The sequence below is a fragment of the Rothia sp. HSID18069 genome (assembly GCF_003989155.1).
Taxonomy (GTDB): Bacteria; Actinomycetota; Actinomycetes; order Actinomycetales; family Micrococcaceae; genus Rothia; species Rothia aeria.
Genome location: NZ_RBMG01000002.1, coordinates 119,372 through 138,264, shown reverse-complemented (window position 1 = coordinate 138,264; position 18,893 = coordinate 119,372). Strand labels below are relative to the sequence as shown.

The 18,893-nt window shown below is 57.2% G+C and carries 21 protein-coding genes; 13 read left to right on the top strand and 8 right to left on the bottom strand.

Features of this window, described 5'->3' with window-relative positions; translation table 11 throughout:
* Positions 1 to 72 precede the first annotated feature (72 nt).
* From mca to D8M41_RS06420, 8 genes are all read left to right on the top strand, one after another.
* A complete protein-coding gene (mca, locus tag D8M41_RS06455) occupies positions 73 to 1,041 on the top strand; it encodes a mycothiol conjugate amidase Mca (RefSeq protein WP_126926617.1) in 969 nt (322 codons plus the stop codon).
* A gap of 238 nt (positions 1,042 to 1,279) precedes the next feature.
* Positions 1,280 to 1,624 (top strand): hypothetical protein, encoded by a 345-nt coding sequence (locus tag D8M41_RS06450; protein ID WP_094758208.1) that lies wholly within the window; start codon positions 1,280 to 1,282, stop codon positions 1,622 to 1,624.
* 7 nt (positions 1,625 to 1,631) lie between these two features.
* Entirely contained in the window at positions 1,632 to 2,429 is a 798-nt protein-coding gene (gene uppS, locus D8M41_RS06445) for a polyprenyl diphosphate synthase (protein ID WP_051122052.1), read from the top strand.
* 100 nt (positions 2,430 to 2,529) lie between these two features.
* A complete protein-coding gene (locus D8M41_RS06440) occupies positions 2,530 to 3,057 on the top strand; it encodes a prepilin peptidase (protein WP_126926616.1) in 528 nt (175 codons plus the stop codon).
* 48 nt (positions 3,058 to 3,105) lie between these two features.
* A complete protein-coding gene (locus D8M41_RS06435) occupies positions 3,106 to 3,609 on the top strand; it encodes an NUDIX hydrolase (protein ID WP_126926615.1) in 504 nt (167 codons plus the stop codon).
* Positions 3,610 to 3,756: 147 nt separating this feature from the next.
* Entirely contained in the window at positions 3,757 to 4,221 is a 465-nt protein-coding gene (locus D8M41_RS06430) for a hypothetical protein (protein ID WP_126926614.1), read from the top strand.
* Positions 4,205 to 4,585 carry a hypothetical protein gene (locus D8M41_RS06425; protein WP_126926613.1) on the top strand — a complete coding sequence of 127 codons (381 nt, stop codon included), beginning with the start codon at positions 4,205 to 4,207 and terminating at the stop codon, positions 4,583 to 4,585. The genes D8M41_RS06430 and D8M41_RS06425 overlap by 17 nt, the downstream gene beginning before the upstream one ends.
* Positions 4,586 to 4,810: 225 nt before the next feature.
* Positions 4,811 to 5,401, top strand: coding sequence for a hypothetical protein (locus D8M41_RS06420; RefSeq protein ID WP_126926612.1), 591 nt, complete (start codon positions 4,811 to 4,813; stop codon positions 5,399 to 5,401).
* A 135-nt stretch (positions 5,402 to 5,536) separates the two neighbouring features.
* On the opposite strand, the gene D8M41_RS06415 is transcribed toward D8M41_RS06420, so the two are convergent.
* The 3 genes from D8M41_RS06415 to D8M41_RS06405 all read right to left on the bottom strand — a co-directional run bounded on the left by D8M41_RS06415 (position 5,537) and on the right by D8M41_RS06405 (position 8,918).
* On the bottom strand, positions 5,537 to 6,943 hold the full coding sequence (locus D8M41_RS06415; RefSeq protein ID WP_126926611.1) for a class II fumarate hydratase: 1,407 nt from the start codon (positions 6,941 to 6,943) through the stop codon (positions 5,537 to 5,539).
* Positions 6,944 to 7,176: 233 nt separating this feature from the next.
* The gene (locus D8M41_RS06410) at positions 7,177 to 7,932 is read right to left on the bottom strand and encodes a carbonic anhydrase (protein ID WP_006888076.1); all 756 of its coding nucleotides are present in this window, start codon (positions 7,930 to 7,932) and stop codon (positions 7,177 to 7,179) included.
* A gap of 221 nt (positions 7,933 to 8,153) precedes the next feature.
* Positions 8,154 to 8,918 carry a DUF4245 domain-containing protein gene (locus D8M41_RS06405; RefSeq protein ID WP_037285747.1) on the bottom strand — a complete coding sequence of 255 codons (765 nt, stop codon included), beginning with the start codon at positions 8,916 to 8,918 and terminating at the stop codon, positions 8,154 to 8,156.
* 258 nt (positions 8,919 to 9,176) lie between these two features.
* On the opposite strand from D8M41_RS06405, the gene glpX reads away from it, so the two are divergent.
* Entirely contained in the window at positions 9,177 to 10,172 is a 996-nt protein-coding gene (gene glpX / locus D8M41_RS06400) for a class II fructose-bisphosphatase (protein ID WP_023133814.1), read from the top strand.
* 208 nt (positions 10,173 to 10,380) lie between these two features.
* On the opposite strand, the gene D8M41_RS06395 is transcribed toward glpX, so the two are convergent.
* The 4 genes from D8M41_RS06395 to D8M41_RS06380 all read right to left on the bottom strand — a co-directional run bounded on the left by D8M41_RS06395 (position 10,381) and on the right by D8M41_RS06380 (position 14,214).
* Entirely contained in the window at positions 10,381 to 10,854 is a 474-nt protein-coding gene (locus D8M41_RS06395; protein WP_126926609.1) for a hypothetical protein, read from the bottom strand.
* A 275-nt stretch (positions 10,855 to 11,129) separates the two neighbouring features.
* Positions 11,130 to 12,152 carry a lipid II:glycine glycyltransferase FemX gene (locus D8M41_RS06390; protein WP_037285998.1) on the bottom strand — a complete coding sequence of 341 codons (1,023 nt, stop codon included), beginning with the start codon at positions 12,150 to 12,152 and terminating at the stop codon, positions 11,130 to 11,132.
* A gap of 201 nt (positions 12,153 to 12,353) precedes the next feature.
* Positions 12,354 to 12,989: a 5-(carboxyamino)imidazole ribonucleotide mutase gene (gene purE / locus D8M41_RS06385; protein WP_023133819.1), complete on the bottom strand. Its 636-nt coding sequence runs from the start codon at positions 12,987 to 12,989 to the stop codon at positions 12,354 to 12,356.
* Between the two features lie 34 nt (positions 12,990 to 13,023).
* A complete protein-coding gene (locus D8M41_RS06380; RefSeq protein ID WP_126926608.1) occupies positions 13,024 to 14,214 on the bottom strand; it encodes a 5-(carboxyamino)imidazole ribonucleotide synthase in 1,191 nt (396 codons plus the stop codon).
* A gap of 193 nt (positions 14,215 to 14,407) precedes the next feature.
* Here D8M41_RS06380 and D8M41_RS06375 point away from each other — a divergent pair, with 193 nt between their 5' ends.
* Entirely contained in the window at positions 14,408 to 15,004 is a 597-nt protein-coding gene (locus tag D8M41_RS06375; protein ID WP_023133820.1) for a GtrA family protein, read from the top strand.
* Positions 15,005 to 15,150: 146 nt separating this feature from the next.
* Here D8M41_RS06375 and D8M41_RS06370 read toward each other — a convergent pair whose 3' ends face one another.
* Positions 15,151 to 15,963 (bottom strand): TIGR03089 family protein, encoded by an 813-nt coding sequence (locus D8M41_RS06370; RefSeq protein ID WP_126926607.1) that lies wholly within the window; start codon positions 15,961 to 15,963, stop codon positions 15,151 to 15,153.
* Positions 15,964 to 16,439: 476 nt separating this feature from the next.
* Between D8M41_RS06370 and D8M41_RS11930 the strand changes: the two genes are divergently transcribed.
* The 3 genes from D8M41_RS11930 to D8M41_RS06355 all read left to right on the top strand — a co-directional run bounded on the left by D8M41_RS11930 (position 16,440) and on the right by D8M41_RS06355 (position 18,680).
* Complete coding sequence (locus D8M41_RS11930; protein WP_023133822.1) at positions 16,440 to 16,859, top strand: WhiB family transcriptional regulator; 420 nt, start codon at positions 16,440 to 16,442, stop codon at positions 16,857 to 16,859.
* Between the two features lie 20 nt (positions 16,860 to 16,879).
* Positions 16,880 to 17,104 carry a DUF3499 family protein gene (locus D8M41_RS06360; protein WP_126926606.1) on the top strand — a complete coding sequence of 75 codons (225 nt, stop codon included), beginning with the start codon at positions 16,880 to 16,882 and terminating at the stop codon, positions 17,102 to 17,104.
* Between the two features lie 151 nt (positions 17,105 to 17,255).
* Positions 17,256 to 18,680 (top strand): DUF1461 domain-containing protein, encoded by a 1,425-nt coding sequence (locus tag D8M41_RS06355; RefSeq protein ID WP_126926605.1) that lies wholly within the window; start codon positions 17,256 to 17,258, stop codon positions 18,678 to 18,680.
* Positions 18,681 to 18,893 lie beyond the last annotated feature (213 nt).

The window sequence follows — 18,893 nt, the reverse complement described above, 5'->3', positions numbered from 1 at the left end:
ATGTGCCTCTTCCATTTTAGTCCCTGAGCGGATACCACACAGACGGCACTAGATACTTGAAGGAACACACACGTGAGCGACGCTGTAGCAAGACTAAAAGCCCAGCTCCCCGAGCACCCCTCGGTGGATGAGCTGACCCCTCTCGCAGATGATTACACAGGCTTGCGTATTCTCGCAGTTCACGCCCACCCTGACGATGAGTCGTCTAAAGGTTCTGCCTCAGCAGCCGCATACACCGATAGGGGCGCCCGCTACATGGTCGCCACCATGACCGGCGGTGAACGTGGAGACATCCTGAATGAAGAGATTAAACACAGCCCCCGCGCCCACCGTGACCTTCCAGGGATGCGCCGCAGCGAAATGGCTGCCGCCGCGAAGGCGATCGGTATTGAGCACCGTTGGATGGGGTTTGTGGATTCCGGCCTGCCCGAAGGGGACCCTATGCCTCCGCTACCTTTTGGGTGCTTTGGGGTGCAGCCCCTTGAACGTGCGGCGGCGCCGCTGGTGCGCCTGGTGCGCGAGTACCGCCCGCATGTGATGATCAGTTACGACGAGATCGGCGGGTACCCGCACCCCGACCATATTATGAGCCACAAAGTCGCTGTTGAGGCATACGAGAAAGCCGGTGACCCCGAAGCATATGTGGGGGAGGGGCAGCCGTGGGCACCCCTGAAACTCTACTACGACCGTGCGTTTAATCCTGAACGGCTGGTTGCGGGACACGAATTTCTTATGGCTCGTGATGGGCAGAGCGTATTTTCGGGGTGGGTGGAAAACCTGGTTGATCAGGTCAGTACAGAAGGAATCCGTCACGAAAGCACCACGCGTATCCCCAGCTCCGCCTATTTCGACCGGCGCGACCAAGCGATGCTGGCCCACGCCTCACAAATCGACCCGAACGGCGCATTTTTTGCGATTCCTACAGAGGATGTGAAGAAGGTATGGCCGTGGGAAGACTACACGCTGATCGCCTCACGGGTGCCGGTGGGCCTGCCGGAGTGCTGCCTCGCCGACGGGCTGGATTATAAGGCGGCTGGCTAAAAGAGCCAGCGGAGGCACCCGCCCCAATCACGCCGCCCAGTACGAGCCACCGAGGAGTATTGAACTTCAGGTGATGCGCCGTTCGCCGCGCCGTCTGCCATCGGCTAGCCCGAACCCTATTTTGGGGTTATTCCCAGGTGCCATATGTGCAGGATAGCTTGTGCCGCGCAATTGAGCGCGTAGAATGAAAGCTTAGACTTTATCCGCGCCGCACGGCTGAAGGTAACGCAGGAGAACCATGAGCCTTTTCGTTCTGAACGCTCTATTCGACGTCACACATGCCGTTCTGCAAGCTGCCCCCGAGGTAACTCCAGCTTCGAACCCTGACGGCAGTCCCGCCGGTTCCCCCGGTATCGGCGGATTTTTTGCGACCGCACTTTTGAGCCTGCTCGTGGTTGCCCTTGGTGTTGATATGACCCGCCGCACCCGCCGCCTCAGGTACCGTGCCCAGTACGCCGCCGCCCGGGAAGCGGAGCTAGCTGCCGCATCAGAACACGAGGGGGAAACACCCAACGAACCAGCTAAAGCTGGGGAGGATACCGCAGCGGTAACCAAGGATGAGGTGGCCCGTGAGCGCCACTAACACCGCCATGATTCCGGTCATCACCGTACACGGTATAGCCGCCGAACCGGGCGTGACACCCGCCCCAAGCGTTTATGAACGTTCCCTCATTGACTCTTTAGCAGCACAGTCGCTGCCCGAGCACATTGGGGTGCTGGTGGACGGCAACCGCCGGTGGGCGGCCCAACGCGGACTGAGTACCCGTGAAGGACACGCCGCAGGGGCAGAACGCATTATTGATTTTTTGGGGTGGTGCACCGAGCTGAACATCCCGCGAGTAACCCTTTACATGCTCTCCACCGAGAACCTCAAACGCCCCGCCGGGGAACTGAGCGGCTTAATCAGCGTGATTGACGAGTTCCTTAACCGGCTGGTGGCCAGCCGCGTAGGCCCCGTGAATGCGGTAGGAAACATCGCCATGCTACCGCAGAGCCTGCGCGCCACCTTAGAACAGGCTATAACAGCCACCTCCACGCTGCCCGGGGTGCAGGTAAATATTGCGGTTGGTTACGGTGGGCGCCAAGAGATCGCCGATGCGGTGCGTGAGCTGCTGCGTGACGCCGCCGCCGCAGGAACCTCCGTGCAGGAGCTGGCCGCCTCCCTGAGCGTCACCGACATTAACCAGCGGCTGTATACGCGCGGAATGCCCGACCCCGACCTGCTGATCCGTACCTCGGGGGAGCAGCGCCTCTCGGGGTTTATGACCTGGCAGAGCGCATACTCAGAACTGTACTTCTGCCGTGCCCTGTGGCCCGATTTCACGCGCGTGGACTTTCTGCGGGCGTTGCGTGACTACGCGGGCCGTAACCGCCGGTTCGGATCCTAAGTCAGCTGCTGCCTGACCCCGTCAGGGGCTGTTCCGTACCGTTGCCAAGCATCAGGTACCGTTAATGGTTAGTGAGGTCATACCAGGGTAAGGCGGGCGCATGTACCAGGAAATCACCACCCTACTGCATGGCGGCGGCTGGTTAACCGTCTCCGCAGTGCTGCTGGTACTGTACTGCCTGCACACCCTCATACAGGGGATACGGCTGTGGCGCGTGGACGTGCGTGAGCACCGCCTGCCGCGCAGTATCGTGTACTCAATGATTTTGAGTACCTACACCGCCCTTCCCCTCGTGCTCCTCATGAAGGGCGACGCAGGTGCTATCGGCCGGGTATTCCTGGGTGGGGCGGTACTGTGGGTTTTCTACCTGTTGATGCGCGTCCTCTCGTTTGGGGCTCTTGGGCGCGGAGATGTACGGCTCGCTCTTGCACTCGGTGGGGCGCTTGCCTATTTTTCGATGGTGAACCTGGTGTGGGCTTCGCTCGTTACCTTCATTGTGGGTGGGGTGTTCTCCTTGGCGCTGGTTCTGTTCGGTATGGCCCGCAGCGGCACGCGTGTAGCGTTCGGGCCGTTCATGCTTTTAGGGGCGCTCACCGGGTGGGTGTGGCCCGCCTACACCCTGTTCTAGGCGGCGCAGTAACCGTCGTACTATCGAGTTAAGAAGGAGGGGCATTAAGTGCCAACCCCTGAATACATCCTCACCCTGCGGGAGAAAATCGGTCATGACTACCTGTGGCTTTCGGGCGCTACGGCTGTTATCCGCCGCGACTCTGACCACCGTGTGCTGCTGGTGCGCCGCAGCGACAACGATGCGTGGACACCCGTGACGGGTATCGTGGACCCCGGCGAGAACCCCGCGCTGACCTGTCTTCGGGAGGCGCATGAAGAGGCGGGGGTGGAGATTGAGGTGCTTGCGCTCGCGCAGCTCAAAGCCGACCCCGCCATGCGGTTCGGTAACGGGGACCGGTGCCAGTTTCTGGATCACACGTTTTTGTGCCGCTGGGTTGCTGGTGATGCGCGCGTCAATGATGACGAATCCACCCAAGTGCGCTGGGCGGATATGACGGACCCGACCGAGCGGGCCATGCTCTCAGAGAGGATGCTTGATCGTATTGATGCGGCCTTAGGCTATGACGGCCACTGCAGGTTTGGGTACGAATCGGTGTCACCGAAGGGGTAAACGGCACCATCTTGGTGCTACACGGGTGATTCGGTGCGGAACAACACCGCTGAAAACTTTCAGGTAATAGTTTCAAAAATCCTTCATTAAAGATTTAAATTTTGGTAGGTTGGGAGTGCAAGCACACACCACATCTGAAAGACACTCATGCGCCTCGAATCGTTCAAAAACGCTAAGAGTTCCCTGCCCAGCCGCCGTTTAGCCTGTGCCTTAGCCCTCGCCGGGGTGGCGTCGTTGCCGCTGACCCCAGTGCTGGCCGAACCCGAACCCCTCAACGACCCTGGGGACGATACTCAGAGCTTCTTGCCGAAGCTAAACCTTTCCCTGACCGAGAACGTCAACCCGTACATTCCGTGCACCATCTACGTGGAAGGCACCGGGTTTTACGGGGTGCAGCTTGGCCAGCGGGTGAGCGTCTATGTGGGTCTCACAGAAGACACCAGCAAACCCGAGTATTTCCCCGAAACCATTGATGACACCCACCTAGGTTTTGTGCACGTACCCGCCGAACGCATAGAGGATGGGGCGTTTAAATACGGAGCTTGTCACCGGGCAGCTCTGGTACGGGCAGTATCGTGCAGGGCTAGAGTACGCGGTGAAGACCATGATTAGCTACGCCGAAAGCACTGAGGAAGGGCATCGCACCTCCGAAACCACCAAATACGATACGCAGACCCCCATTACCGTGCTGACGGAGAGCCCTCGGCTTGACTTCGATAAGAACCCCAGCGCCGCTGGCGGGAGCATCACGGTACGCGGTACCGGATTTGAAAGCCGGTACATTCCTGCCGGTGCGAGGTTGCGGCTATTTATTAACCGCGCTGGGCTGGGTGAGCCCGGGCGGTTAGCCCCCGACCCAGTTTCCCTCATTACCGTGCGCCCCGAGAAGATCAATAACGGTGCTTTTGAAGTGAACATACCGTATGTTTCCGGCCTGGATACCACCAAAAATACACCCTTGGGGTGCAGATTATGAGCAAAACGGGCACTCTCGCCAACGACGCACTCACCACGGCTGAAACGTTCATGTTCACTGCATAAATAATGAAAAGCATCTCACGAGATGTAAATTATGATTCGCCGTTTGAGAGGGGAATAAAACTTCTACTTAAAGTGAGGAGCTGGTTAAGAGGATGAAAAATAGCGGCGGTAGCGCAACTGGTTGTACATCTGTTTTTTCAACGGAAGAAGCGTAAAACCAATGAACGCCTCCAATAAGCAGATATGGGCCGGGCGTTCTCGCCCGCTCACGCTAAACCTTAGCGGCATGCTGTACCTGTGTTATCGGGTAGCCGTGCTATTTCTGCCGATTATCGTGTTTGCCTTCCTCCTAGTTATAGGCGGGCTGCTGGGGGACCAAGGGCAGCACATTTATTTCACCCCGGGCAGGGTAGAGATGCGTGAGGGTAAATTGGCCGCAGGATTAGTAGTGCTGGGCCTGCTCATCATGTGGTTGGTAGTAACCTGCGCGCTAATACCGGCCGTTATCCATGAGCTGGGGCATGCCCTGGCGTTACGGTACGTCGCAGGTGTGCGCCATATTCGCATCGAATCGACCCCTTTGCGCTTCTCTCTTCTCACACCGCATGAGGATCTCACCCCTAAATCCTCTCTGATGGTCGCTGTAGCTGGCCCAGCAGCCGCTTTTATTGGGGGCACGGTGTGGCAGCTGATGGGGCACAGCTTCATAGCGTTTTGGTGGTATATGCACCTCATAATGCTTCTGCCTTTATTCGGCGATGGTAAAGAACTTGTCAAAGCAATAACCGCTATACGCGCTCCCGGGGCATAGCTGGGTTAGTTGTGCGCACCTGCTTATGCGTAAAAGTAAATCCCCGCCCACCCCATCATGGGGCAGGCGGGGATTTACGCTGCGTTATCGAACTCCTGCAGTTACAGGAGAATACTTAGGATACGCTGCTTGAGGTTAGAAATCACCCAGCATCTTGGTGACGTCCAGAGCTTCGTCGAGCTGAGCCTCGGTTACCTCACCGCGTCCAACGTAGCCTAAAGCCACCACGGCATCGCGCACGGTGACCTTGTTCGCCACGGAATACTTGGCGATCTTCGCGGCGGCCTCGTACCCGATGAGCTTATTCAGCGGGGTCACGGTCGAAGGTGATGCCTCCGCCAGGAAGCGGCAACGCTCCACATTGGCGCTCAGACCGTCAATCATCTTCTCCGCCGCCACGCGAGAAACGTTGGCGAGCAAACGGATGGACTGGAGCAGGTTAGCCGCCATTACTGGAATACCCACGTTCAGCTCGAAGGCTCCGTTGGTGGAGGACAACGCGATGGTCGCATCATTACCAATCACCTGTGCCGCAACCTGAATAGTAGCCTCACAAATCACCGGGTTTACCTTGCCGGGCATGATGGACGAGCCAGGCTGCAGATCGGGGATGTGCAGCTCGCCTAAACCAGTGTTCGGGCCTGAACCCATCCAACGAATATCGTTGCTGATCTTCATCAGACCGTAGGCGAGGGTACGCAGCTGACCGGAAACCTCAACCAGACCGTCGCGGTTTGCCTGCGCCTCGAAATGGTTACGCGCCTCAGTCAGGGGCAGACCGGTTTCTTCAGCAAGCAGCTCAATCACACGTGCCGAAAAGCCTGCCGGGGTATTGATACCGGTACCCACAGCGGTGCCGCCCAGGGGAACCTCAGCCACGCGGGGCAGGGAAGCGTTCACACGTTCGATGCCGTAACGCACGGTAGCGGCGTAGCCAGAGAATTCTTGGCCTAAGGTAATGGGGGTTGCATCCATCAGGTGGGTGCGTCCGGACTTGACAACGTCCTTGAACTCGGCGGACTTCTTTTCCAACGATGCAGCGAGAACCTCAAGGGAAGGGATCAGCTCTTTGACCAGCGCCTCGGTCACGGCAACGTGCACGGAGGTGGGGAAAACATCGTTGGAAGACTGGGAGGCGTTCACATGGTCATTGGGGTGAACCTCAATACCTTGTGATTCCAGGGAACGGGTTGCCAGCGTTGCCAGAACCTCATTAGTGTTCATATTCGATGAGGTACCCGAACCGGTCTGGAAGACGTCAATGGGGAAATGCTCGTCGTACTCACCGGTTGCTACCAGATCCGCCGCTTCGCGGATAGCCTGGGCGCGCTCAGCGTCGAGCACCTGAAGTTCCTCATTGGCGGTCGCGGCTGCCTTCTTCACGAGGGCAAGAGCGCGAATATGGGCTGATTCGAGGGTCTGCCCCGAAATCGGGAAGTTATCGACCGCGCGCTGGGTCTGTGCACGGTAGAGTGCGTTGGCGGGCACGCGAACTTCGCCCATGGTGTCATGTTCAATGCGGTATTCAATATTTTCAGCCATACCTCTAGGATAGGCGCAAAAATCATGCTGACACTGCGATTTTGAAGATATTACATCCAGAAAATAGGGCGAAATTTTCCGCCTCAACCTTCAGAATGTAACGCCCCGCACCCTAAACGTTGGAACGCAATAGGGAGCGGGGCAAAGCCACAGAAAAATATGTGCTTATGTGGGGTTGTACACGGATGCTTGGGGTGCGGTACGCACCCGATCGCGGGCACCCGGCAATAGGCTCACAACCCCCAGGGGGAAGCCTCGCCCCACGTTTCAGCGAAGACGATACGCGGCTGCTGTTTAACGCTCACCGGCAGGGAAGCGGTGGTCGGTGACTGCCCCTCGCCGGTGGGGGTATTGGGCAGCGTCAAGTCCTGAGAACTAAACACCAGTTCCGCTTTACCGTCACGCAGGTGATAGAACACCCCAATTACGGCAACCTCGCCGCTGAGCACCGCATCCGAGACAATATGGGACTGCTCAGTAATACGCATGGCTGTCTGCCGGGTGTGCTCACGCACCATATCGTTCACGTGCGCGTGCGGCGGCAGGGAGGGCGCAATCACCGACGGCAGAATACGCTCCACCAGGTTGCGAATAAACCCCGGCGGCATATCACCCGTCTGGGCTGCGTTGCGGGCTGCCGTGACCGCACCGCACGAATCATGGCCCAGCACCATAATGATGGGGGTTTTGAACTCCTCCACCGCGTACTCAATGGAACCGAGCACACCGTTCTCGATCACCTGCCCGGCTGTGCGCACCACGAAGGCGTCCCCCAGGCCCAGGTCGAAAATGATTTCAGCTGCTAGACGAGAATCTCCGCACCCAAAAATGCACGCAAACGGGAACTGCCCGCCTGAGAGCAGGGTTCGCCTGCTGGAATCCTGGTTAGGGTGCTCACTGATGCCCTCCACGAAGCGCTGGTTACCGTCTTTAAGACGTTTCCACGCCTGCGCCGGGCTTGGCTGAACCTGATCTTTGAGAGAACCCACCGTGCACCGTCCCCTTTCACAGTCATCCGCGGTTATTGCGGGGCCCGAACGGGACCCCGTTGAGAAACTACCTCTAGTGTATGCGCTCAGGCATCTTTTCGACGTACCACATGCCCGTGTCATCTCTCTGTTCTGCGAAAGAGGCACCAGTCATCCGTTTCCTACCACCACATTCTCATGCAACAGCGCGCTTGAACACACAGGGTCTTTACCGAATGGTGCTACCCGTGCCGGCTGGGGTCAGCCGTAGCGGTGGGGTTCTTCAAATAGGCGCTAACCGCATCTGCCAGCTGGGAAAACTCCGCGGGGTCGGCGGCTCCGCTGAGGATAATCGTGGTGCTCTGCCCTCCCGCAGAAGGCACGTGAGCCACATATGAGTACACACGCTCATTATTTTTCTTTGAGGTAGCCGCCCGTACCTCCCACTCCACCCCGGCTATCTGCTCGGTGCCCTGTTTTGTGGCGTTATCAGTCTGCTGAGCCACCCAGGTAGGGTTTGTATCTTTCGCCTGGGTTAGCTCAATAAAGTGGTTCTTCCCGGTAACCTGGCCGCTTTTAAAAAACCCAATATTATCCGGCGTATTACCATTCCACCGGGCATAGTTATAGTGCCAGCCTTCCAGCTGCGGCACAGCCACCGGAAACCCTGCCTGACGACTCGACTCAAACGCAACCTGCGCCACATTTACCTGCGGGCGGTACGGGGTTTTATCCGGGCGTGGCATAAGCCATAGCACCGGAATAAGGATCAGAATCATCGCAACCATCGAAATAATCATGTTGCGCGCCGGGGCGTTAATACGCTTCGCCTGTTTAACGGTAATCTGCGGTGTCACCGTCTGCTCACCGTCCGGACGCTCGGCTGCAGTAAGGTCCTGCGGTAGCTCGGCAGCGGAAGAGCTGGAGGATGCATCACCCAGCTTCCTCGTACCGGCGGGTGGGTTCTCGTCCTGGGGGTTGTGTGCGTTATTCTGAGAATTTTCCACAGTGTCTATTCTCTCACACCGCTGCTGGAGCACCCGAACCCAAACGGCCACTCTATACCCCCCCAACACGCACCGGACGCACCCCGTGCCGCACCATTCACGTGAGCTGCGCATCCTTGCAAACCTCTAAGAACCCACCAGAAAAACCGCTCAAAAGAACCACACAGTAAACAGCCCGCGTTATGCTAGATAACGTAGAGACCGCCAAACTATACGGCCGCCCGGCCGGCTGGCCCAATCAACCCTCGAAGGTGAGTAATGACTGAGAACAACAATAACCACGGTAGCCGTAACCTCGCGCTGGAGCTCGTGCGCGCCACCGAAGCCGCCGCCATCGCCGCAGGCCCCTGGGTGGGGGCAGGAGATAAGAACGCCGCAGACGGCGCCGCAGTGGACGCAATGCGCTACCGCCTATCCTCCGTGAACTTCAACGGCACCGTCGTCATTGGCGAAGGTGAAAAAGACAAGGCCCCCATGCTGTTTAACGGTGAAGTCGTTGGTGACGGCACCGGCCCCAACCTCGACATTGCGGTAGATCCCATCGACGGCACCCGCCTGACCGCGCTCGGCATGAATAACGCCCTCTCCGTGATTGCGGTGGCCGATGGCGGTTCAATGTTTGACCCCTCCGCCGTGTTCTACATGGAGAAGCTCGTAACCGGCCCCGAGGCCGCAGACTTCGTAGACCTGCGCCTGCCCGTGAAACAGAACCTGCACCTGGTCGCCAAGGCTAAAGGCAAAAAGATCAACGAACTGACCGTGTGCGTGCTTGACCGCCCCCGCCACGTCAAGCTGATCGAAGAAATCCGCGCCTGCGGTGCCCGTACCCGCATTATCCTTGATGGTGACGTCGCTGGCGCTATCGCCGCCTGCCGCGAAGGAACCGGTGTTGATGTGATGCTCGGCACCGGCGGCACCCCCGAAGGTATTGTTGCTGCCTGCGCTATTAAGGCCACCGGGGGCGTTATCCAGGGCCGCCTGGCACCCACCGATGACGCCGAGCGTGAGAAGGCGCTCGCCGCTGGACACGACCTTGACCGGATCCTCACCACTGATGATTTGGTCACCAGCGATAACTGCTTCTTCGCCGCAACCGGTATTACCGACGGCAAGCTGCTGCGCGGTGTACGCTACGGCAAGAACATTGTGACCACCCAGTCGCTGGTCATGCGCTCCTCCTCTGGCACTGTGCGCACTGTTGAGGCGGAGCACCGTCTGCAGCGTATGCAGGAAATTCTCGCACACACCCACTAATAGCTCCTGCTCTGTTTCACAGGGCGTAAGACAATGCGGGGGAAGGCAGCTTTATCTGCCTTCTCCCGCGTTTTCTTGGCCGCAATCGGCTACTTCTGTAAAACCTACGAGACTCTGACAATGGGATGGGAGGGAGGCAGGACGCACAGAACCTACTCAAGGCGGGGGATGAATCCCGCCTAAGGTCCCTCTGGGATCAACGAATTATTTATGGGCGTGAGATCGGTACGTGCGTGTCGTGACCGTCGAATAGTTTCACCATGCTATTCCATAGGCTGCGCCCTTGATACCCCAGCACCAGGTCATCAAGAATCCCGTATATGTTTTCCTGATCGTCAAGGTAAAAAGTCATGGGGCCTGAGGGCATGATCGCCACAGGAACCAGCCCACTCACGTGAAGTCGTTCCTCGTACCAGCTGATGTGCGCGCGGGTATTTAAAATATTAGTTTTTGCAGACTTACCCAGAACGTCGCGGAGGCAGAAGCTTATTTCATACGGAACATCCCCTCTGGCGGGGATAGACCCGTTCCGGTACTCAAGAACCCTATCACCCACAACACCCATGAGCTCAATCACGCGGTCATTAATGGCGATACCAAATTTCTGGTAGAGGGCCTTAATCTCATTAAGCTCATAGTCCGAGACGGCGTACCGATGCGAGTACCCGGAGCTGTCCAACACTTCTCTAACCCTGGCCGGTAAAAATATCATAATGTGCCCGTATGTCCTTATTTCTGTGCGTATACAGCAATACTGTGAGGTGCTCAGAGCGCCGCAAATCAGCAGCCGCGCCGGTGAAGATATTTACGCGGCTGACTCCGCCTGTGAACACCCATCTGACGGAATATAAAAGTGTGTACGGTACAGTCCCGGCTGTTTGGCGCAAGGCCACAGCGGCACCAAACAGCCGAAACCCAAGTGGTACGGTGGGCCGTTAAAACTTTTACGTGGCGGTTTTATCGTTTCAAGAGTTTCTTCAAACGTGCGGGGGCGTCCTTCACGAGTTTTTTTGTCTGAGTGAGCGCCTGCTGCGCCTTCGGCCGCGCCCGGTATGCGGCGTCGTACACCTTGTAGCCCGCAGTGTTCACCGGAACATCCCACGTGCCCGGGTAGGTGACTGACTCACCACCAAAAGATTTTTTAAACTTCGTAAACCCAGCCCACTCGTGGTCCGGCTCATCCTCCGGGGCAATGCCGAACAAATCCACGTACTTCAGACCTTTAGCCTTCGCGTCTAAAATCAGGTTCGTCACCACCGGAATGCCTGCCGAAAGCTTACGGTGCTCAAATGAGGCCGCCGCGTGGGCGTAGGTGCGGGTATCGTCTGAGTCGTAGACAAAAGCTGCGGCAATCGGCTCCACCGTGCCGTCCTCATGTGTGAGACGGGCAATATACAGGGAGGCAGCCTTAGCGGGCATGAGCACCCGTGCCACCTGCGACAGGTATTCGTCTCGCTGGCGGTTAAAGCCGTTCCGGTCGGCAGTTGCCTCCAAGAACTGATACAGCACCGCCATATCCTCAGGATCCTCAGACACCTCAATGCTCACACCTTTCTTGTGAATATTGCGGTGCAGGTTGCGGTTATTCGATTTCATCCCCTTGAGGATTTCATCGTCACTTCCCGAAAGATCAATGATTTGTGTGTGGGCAGGCTGAACCTGGCGGGGTGAAAGCACCGCCTGGCGTGAGGTCAAAAATGCCGCCGCATCACGTTCACCCCAGATCGCCGGGTTGGTGGGCTCGATTCGCACGAACAGGCACTTGTGTGCCTTCGCCTCAGCCTTCAGTGAGGTGAGGGCGGCATCAAATGTCTGTGCATCTTCGGCCACCGGCCCGTACGGGCTGTATAGGTACCTGCCGGTTTTACCGCCCTCAACGGTGGCGATATACGACCAACCCTCGCCGCTGCGGCGGATGACGGTGTGCCCGTTTGATTCTTGAAAACGCGCCCAAATCTCTGACTGAAGAATATTGCTCATGGGCACCATTCTATAGGGTTCATCCTGCGGCCGATGTGTGCTGTGTCAGTGCTTAACCCACCGAAACCGCAGGTTTTTACGGGAAAGAGCATAAATAAACACGCAGTTGCCGTGTACCCCGTGCACTAGGCGTTCATAGGGTGCGCAGCAACTGCGTAATCATAAACGAAAAACCGAAAGGGTTTTCTGCGTACTGTGTTTTTACGGGACGTACGCTTGCGGTTCGCCGGGGGTGGTGGGCTGCTTAGGCTGGGTCGGTTCCGAGCTGCGGATGGTGGGTGCATCATCCTGCTGTTCTGCACGGCGCTCCTCTAGCTTGGCTCGCAACGCAGCGCCCTTATCGACCGCGCTCTGACGCAGGTTCTTTGAGAAATCCAGCAGGTCGGAGTGCACCTGCTGCGCGAAGTCATCGGTGCCGCACCCTAAAATACGCAGAGCTAAAAGACCTGCATTACGCGCCCCGTCAATTGAAACAGTCGCCACCGGAACCCCGGCGGGCATCTGTGCAATTGACAGGAGGGAATCCATACCCTCCAGGTTCTTTAACCGCACCGGCACACCAATCACCGGCAGTGCGGTAACCGAGGCGAGCATCCCCGGCAAATGTGCTGCACCGCCAGCGCCAGCAATAATCACGCGAATACCGCGGGTGTGCGCCTGCTGACCGTAAGCGATCATGTCTTCAGGCATGCGGTGTGCCGAAACCACATCGGCTTCATAGGGGATACCGAATTCTTCAAGTACCGTCGCGGCTGCTTCCATAACGGACCAGTCGGAATCGGAGCCCATCACAATACCCACTACGGGGCTGTCAGAATCGTACGGGGAGGTCGTCATTCTCTTTCTCCTTCCACAAGGGACACATCTAAACCTATAGCGGCCTGCCATCACGCAGAATAGAGGCAGCATTCGCGGCAATATGACGCAGCTGCTCAAGTTCATGCGCACCGCCAGTAACGTTTACGTGACCAATCTTACGCCCCGGCCGGGGTTCTTTGCCGTAGAAATGTATTTTTGCGCGTGGCTCCGCACTAAAAGCCAGCGGATACACACCGAAAATGTCATCATGTTCCCCGCCCAGATAATTCTTCATCACACTCACTTCAGCAAGGGCAGATGCATCACCCAGCGGCAGGTCAAGCACCGCACGCAGGTGCTGCTCAAACTGGCTGGTGACTGCACCGTCTTGGGTCCAATGCCCCGTATTGTGGGGGCGCATCGCCAGCTCATTAATATAGAACCCGGATGCAGAACCGGGAACTTCGAACAGTTCGACAGCCATTACCCCGGTCACGCCCAGCTCTGTGGCGATGTGCACCGCCGCCTCAGATGCGGCTGCGGCCACCTGCGCCTCAAGGTTCGGGGCGGGGGAAATCACCTCATCGCACACCGAATGTACTTGGATTGTTTCAGCCACAGGCCAGGGGATAACCTGCCCGCTCTCACGGCGGGCCACCAGCGCCGACAGCTCGCGGGTAAACGGTACTTTCTCCTCCGCCAGAAGTGAGGAAAAATCGGTGCGTGATTCCAACTGGTCGAACCAGCTGGCGGCGCGTTCACGAGCGTCCCCAGCAGATTCGAGCACCAACACACCCTTGCCGTCATAGCCTCCGCGCGGGGTTTTGAGCACCGCCGGCCAGCCGGTCGCATCCCCGAACTCAAGTAGTTCGGTGAGCGTACTCACTTTAGCCCATCGGGGGTTCGGCAGTCCCAGCCGTTCGATCGCAGCGCGCATGAGCAGCTTATCTTGGGCGTACTGCAGGGCTTCCGGGCGTGGCTGCACATTCACGCCCTCTGCAATAAGGGCGTGCAATAGTTCGGTGGGAACGTGCTCATGGTCGAACGTAATCACGTCTTTACCGGCCGCGAACTCACGCAGGGTGTCAAGGTTTTTGTAATCGCCTACTACGGCGGTACGCACCGCAGCTACGGCACCCACCTGAGGGGTTTCGGCGAGGATATGCAGATTCAATCCGAGATTTGTTGCCGCCGGTGCCATCATGCGGGCTAACTGTCCGCCACCGATCACGCCAACTACTGGTCCAGTTACAGGGTAAGTCACATCACCTAAGTCTAGCGCTTAGCCAATAACAACGGTAGTAAGCTGCACATAGGCTCCCATAAAACTGGGAGTTGACTTGTAAAGGGGCAGCGGAGAAGGCATATTCGTATGTGGTGTACTACCATTTCAAGGTAGGTAGAAATACATGCGGCCCAGTGAACTATCCTCACCGGGGCACAACAAGAAGGTAAACATGAGTTCACTTCCCAGCCGAATCAAAGCGATTTGGAACACGTATGGCATTGAGATTGCCAAATTTTGCACTGTTGGCGGCGCCGCATTCGTGGTGAACTCTGTGGTGGTGTGGACGCTTATGGTGACCATCATGCACGACTCCCACACTAAAGCCAAGGTGATTGCCAGTATCGTAGCCACTATTTTCTCGTGGTTAATGAACCGGCTGTGGACGTTCCGTGAGAACCGCTCCGAGAACTGGAAGCGTGAGGCAATCGAGTTTGCGTTCGTAAATATTCTGGGAATCCTTGTTGAAGCCGGGTGCGTGGCTTTCAGCACCTACATTTTGGGGTTGCGAACTGCGCAGGCCTCGTTCATTTCGGGCACGATTATTGGCACTATTTTGGGTACTATCCTGAGGTATTTCCTCTACCGGTTCTGGGTGTACGGCAAACACCGCAAACAGGTTGCTGAGGGTGGGGCTACCGAGCATGAAGAGCTTGGCCATATGCTGGAAGAAGCAACCGAGATTATGACCCACGACTCTGAAGCAGAAGCTGTTATAGCGCAGGAGTCAGCTGCTGAGGCTGAAGTCTCGAACGGCAATAAAAATTAATGTATGACGGAATATGAAGGTGGCGGTCCATGATGTGTGGGCCGCCATCTTTATTTAACGCTGTACAGTGCAGCTTCGCAGGTGCTACCGCGTGGCTTCATCAACGCAGCAGTGTAGCTAATCTACTGCTGCTTAACCTGTAACAGTTATTTCCCCTGGCGGCGGGTATCTACAGCCCGTTCACTTGCAAGAATCGGTGCTATCTCTGCTGGGGTAAAACCTGCTGTGGGGTCGGTGATGAGTACTGCATAGCCAGCCACGAGAGCCCCGAGTACCTCGCAGACAATGGCGAGAGCATTTTCGGGTGTGCCAAAACTATGCTGAGAGTTAAGCAGGACCGCAAGGGCTGGTTCTCCGCTGTCAAGCCGCACCTGATGGGAGTCAAAGCTGCGGGCCTGCTTGAGTATTTCGGCGAGCACATCCGCATTGGTGACTCCGGCGAGCACCTCTGTGGTGGGGTGGGGCGGCATGCCCATGAACTGATCTGCCTCGCTGCGCACCAGGGCGCAGAAATCCAGGATTTCGCCGTCGTAAACATTAAAGACAGCTTCGGAATCACCCGTATAACGCATGGCCAGCGGCCCCCGGTCAATGAGCAGCAGAAAATCCGGGGAACGAGTAAAGCGTGCTGCGGTGGCAGCGTCTAACGCTACACCAACCTGCGGTTCATTACTGTTCAGCAGCGCACCTGCCCTTAATGCCGCCAAGTAGAGAGCAACACAGCGCCAGTGCACGTCGGATTCTATGTGCAGGGTGCTGCCTTCTTCGACCTCGCACTCATTGAGGAGCAGATTTGCGCTTTTATCAACCCAGTTCATGAGCACCCGCCCCGAAAGTTCGATCCGTTCCCCGCCGCGCGAATGCCAGATAATGGCCGGTGTTTGTACTGCAGCGAGAGCATGAAAAACCTGGTTGAGAGAGCGTGCGGTTGAAAGTTTGGGGAGTAGATTTTCTGCCATTCCTCAACCATACCTTAGGCTCTTATTTGTACCCAGAGTACGAATATTTATTTGTTTTGTAAACATTTTTCGTATCTTTTGCATGTATTTGTCGGTATAAAAGATTTATTTGCGACTATTCGATATATGTGGAATGAATTTATCAGCTGTAACCGCTTACTTGAGTTCCATGAGGTGTTTACACCTTTTGCAACATTAAGTCCAGTTTGACGAATAGGGCGTGTCGCCCGTCTAATGAATAGGTGGGGTTACTTCCGCCGATAGCGCAACCCTCCCGCAAAGCGCTACTTCTTCGGCATTCAATTCCACAGACCAAAGGCCAGTCACCCCAGTGTGTTGGGGGCTGGCCCCGCAGACTCATTCACATGATGAGAACACGGAAGGGACGACCATGGGTTCATGCATCAGCCCCGAGATGTAAAACACTCGGGCTGGTGCCAGCGGCGACTGCCCGGGCTTGAACCCAGCTCTACACTATGCAAACAATCCACGCAGTGCAATCACTGGAAGAACAGGCCAATGTGTTCCTTGCTGCCGCCGAGCTGAGCCTCGGCGCCGATATCGCGCCCGCTGCAGAATGCAGGGCGGCAACAGGGCTGCTGGCTTGTCCCGACGGTGGCACCGTCGACATTTGGGAGGCCGCAGCCGATATTTACGGCACTGGCGGCGAAGAAGGTGAACTTGCCTGGCAGGCTGAAGCACTTTGTGCCCAAACGGACCCCGAAGCCTTTTTTCCTGAGAAGGGCGGCTCCACACGTGATGCTAAACGCGTGTGCGGGGTCTGCCCTGTGCGCGAAGAGTGTCTAAAATATGCTATGGACAATGATGAGCGTTTCGGAATCTGGGGAGGACTCTCAGAACGCGAACGCCGGAGGCTGCGCAAGCAGGCAAGCTAAGGCTAGGAAGGTTACCCACCATGCAAACCGCACGACTGTGCTCTCGACAAACATGCAAAAGAGAAGCAACGGTTACGCTCACCTACTCCTATGCCGATTCAACGGCCGTCATAGGGCCGCTCTCGGAACATCGCGAGCCTCACGCCTATGATTTGTGTGATCTGCACGCTGAGCAGCTGACCGCCCCACAGGGGTGGCAGGTGGTGCGCGTGCCGAGCCGCCCACGCCCTTATAACGGCGCATAGGTGCCACGCTGCGTGGGGGTTATCATACCGCTCATACTACGAACCTTCTGCAGCAGTACAGCAGAAGGTTCTTAGTATGTGAGAAACTGTGACATAGCAAATCTTTACAACGCACTCACTCAATTTATTCACCCGGAACGAGAACACCTACATGCCAGAGGATCGCCAGAACGTCGATACGCCCGCCGAGCCTGATGAGAAAGGCTGGGAGGCGCTACGCCCCGCCGTTAAATACCCCGTGGCTGAGGGCGCTTTAGATGAGGCCCCTGCCGCAGATTCGCCGCAGGAGGACGTGCAGGACACCCAGCCTGAGACGCAGACGGGGGCGTTTGCGCGCATCCGGGCCGAGGCTCCAGGTACGGCGGCTGAACCAGATGTGGCCACCGGGGCTGTACCCATTGCGCCCGCACGGAGCAAATTGGGGGAGCGGGGCGTAGGGCAGCGTGTGCGCACGTACACGAGTGTCTCGACCGGGTTCATTCCGTTGGTGCGTGAGGTTCATAATGCCCCCAAGAGCCCTACCCTGAGCGCGTTGAGCCGGGATGCGCGCCAAAAAGAGCAGGAGGAAGCGCTGGCGGCCGCCCAGTCGGTTGAAGAAGCTGAGGCCACTGAAGTGGCGAAAGAAAAGCCCCGCCAGAAGGAATACCGCACTGAGACGACCACCAGCAATAAGGTGGTGCGCGTCGCTGCGGACCCCGATGAGGTTGATATTCCCAAGGAATATATTGACGTTCCCAAACCGGGTAAAGCCGAAGCAGTCAAGGTTGCCCCTAAGGCTGAGCTGATAGTGCTCGATAAGCCGCCTCTGCTTCGTCTGCGGTCAACTATTATTACCCTCGCGGTGCCGATTCTGGTGATAATGATCGCGGTCCGTGCGGTGGCTTCTGACGCATTCCTGTGGCTTGAATACCACCGTCCCGGGTTCCCGGCAGATGCCTACGGGTTTGATACCGCTGAACGGATGCGGTTGGGCTCTTACGGACTTAACTATGTGACGAACTTCGCCCCCCGCTCATATTTGGAGAGTATCACCACCGGAGCGGAGCATAAATCTGCGTTTTTGCCCGATGAAGTGGGGCATATGCATGATGTAAAACTGGTCATCCTGTACTCCACCGCTGCGGCGGTACTGATGCTCATCCTAGCGTTCATCTCAAGCGCAACCCTGCGGGAGCGTGCCCCCGGTGTTATCCGCCGCAGCCTTTTCACCGGTGCGTGGCTGACGGTGGGGATTCTGGGCGTACTTGCTGCCGTTGGTATTTTCAGCTGGGATTGGCTGTTTACAACCTTCCACGCCACGTTCTTCCCGCAGGGTAACTGGCAGTTCCATTTGAACGACACACTCATCCGCTTGTACCCGCCGCAGTTCTGGGTAGATGCGGCCATTGCCGTTGCGGCCCTGAGTATGCTGATTGTGCTCCTGCTGATGGGCTACACCTGGCCCACTCGCTACCGTAAACAGGTGGCCCTGCGCCGCAGTGCCGAACGGTTCGCGGCACTTCAAAAAGCTGATGCTCAGGTGCAGGAGGCAAAGCAGGTGAGCGCCTCCCAGCAGGCTTCCCGTTCCAACGGATAGGCCCATAATCCTTCGAGGAAGTATGCGGCGCCGACCCCAGCTATATGACGGGGTCGGCGCCGCATCTATATGTTGTGTAACTGCTGAATGTCGGGGCTGAAAAAGCATTAAAAAGCTTCCTAAACTGCTCGGTACCCCTTCATCCAGGGCAGCTCTGCACAGTTACACAGAAGTTTCTTCTCATAAGCCAGGTAGGTTGCGGCAATACGGCAG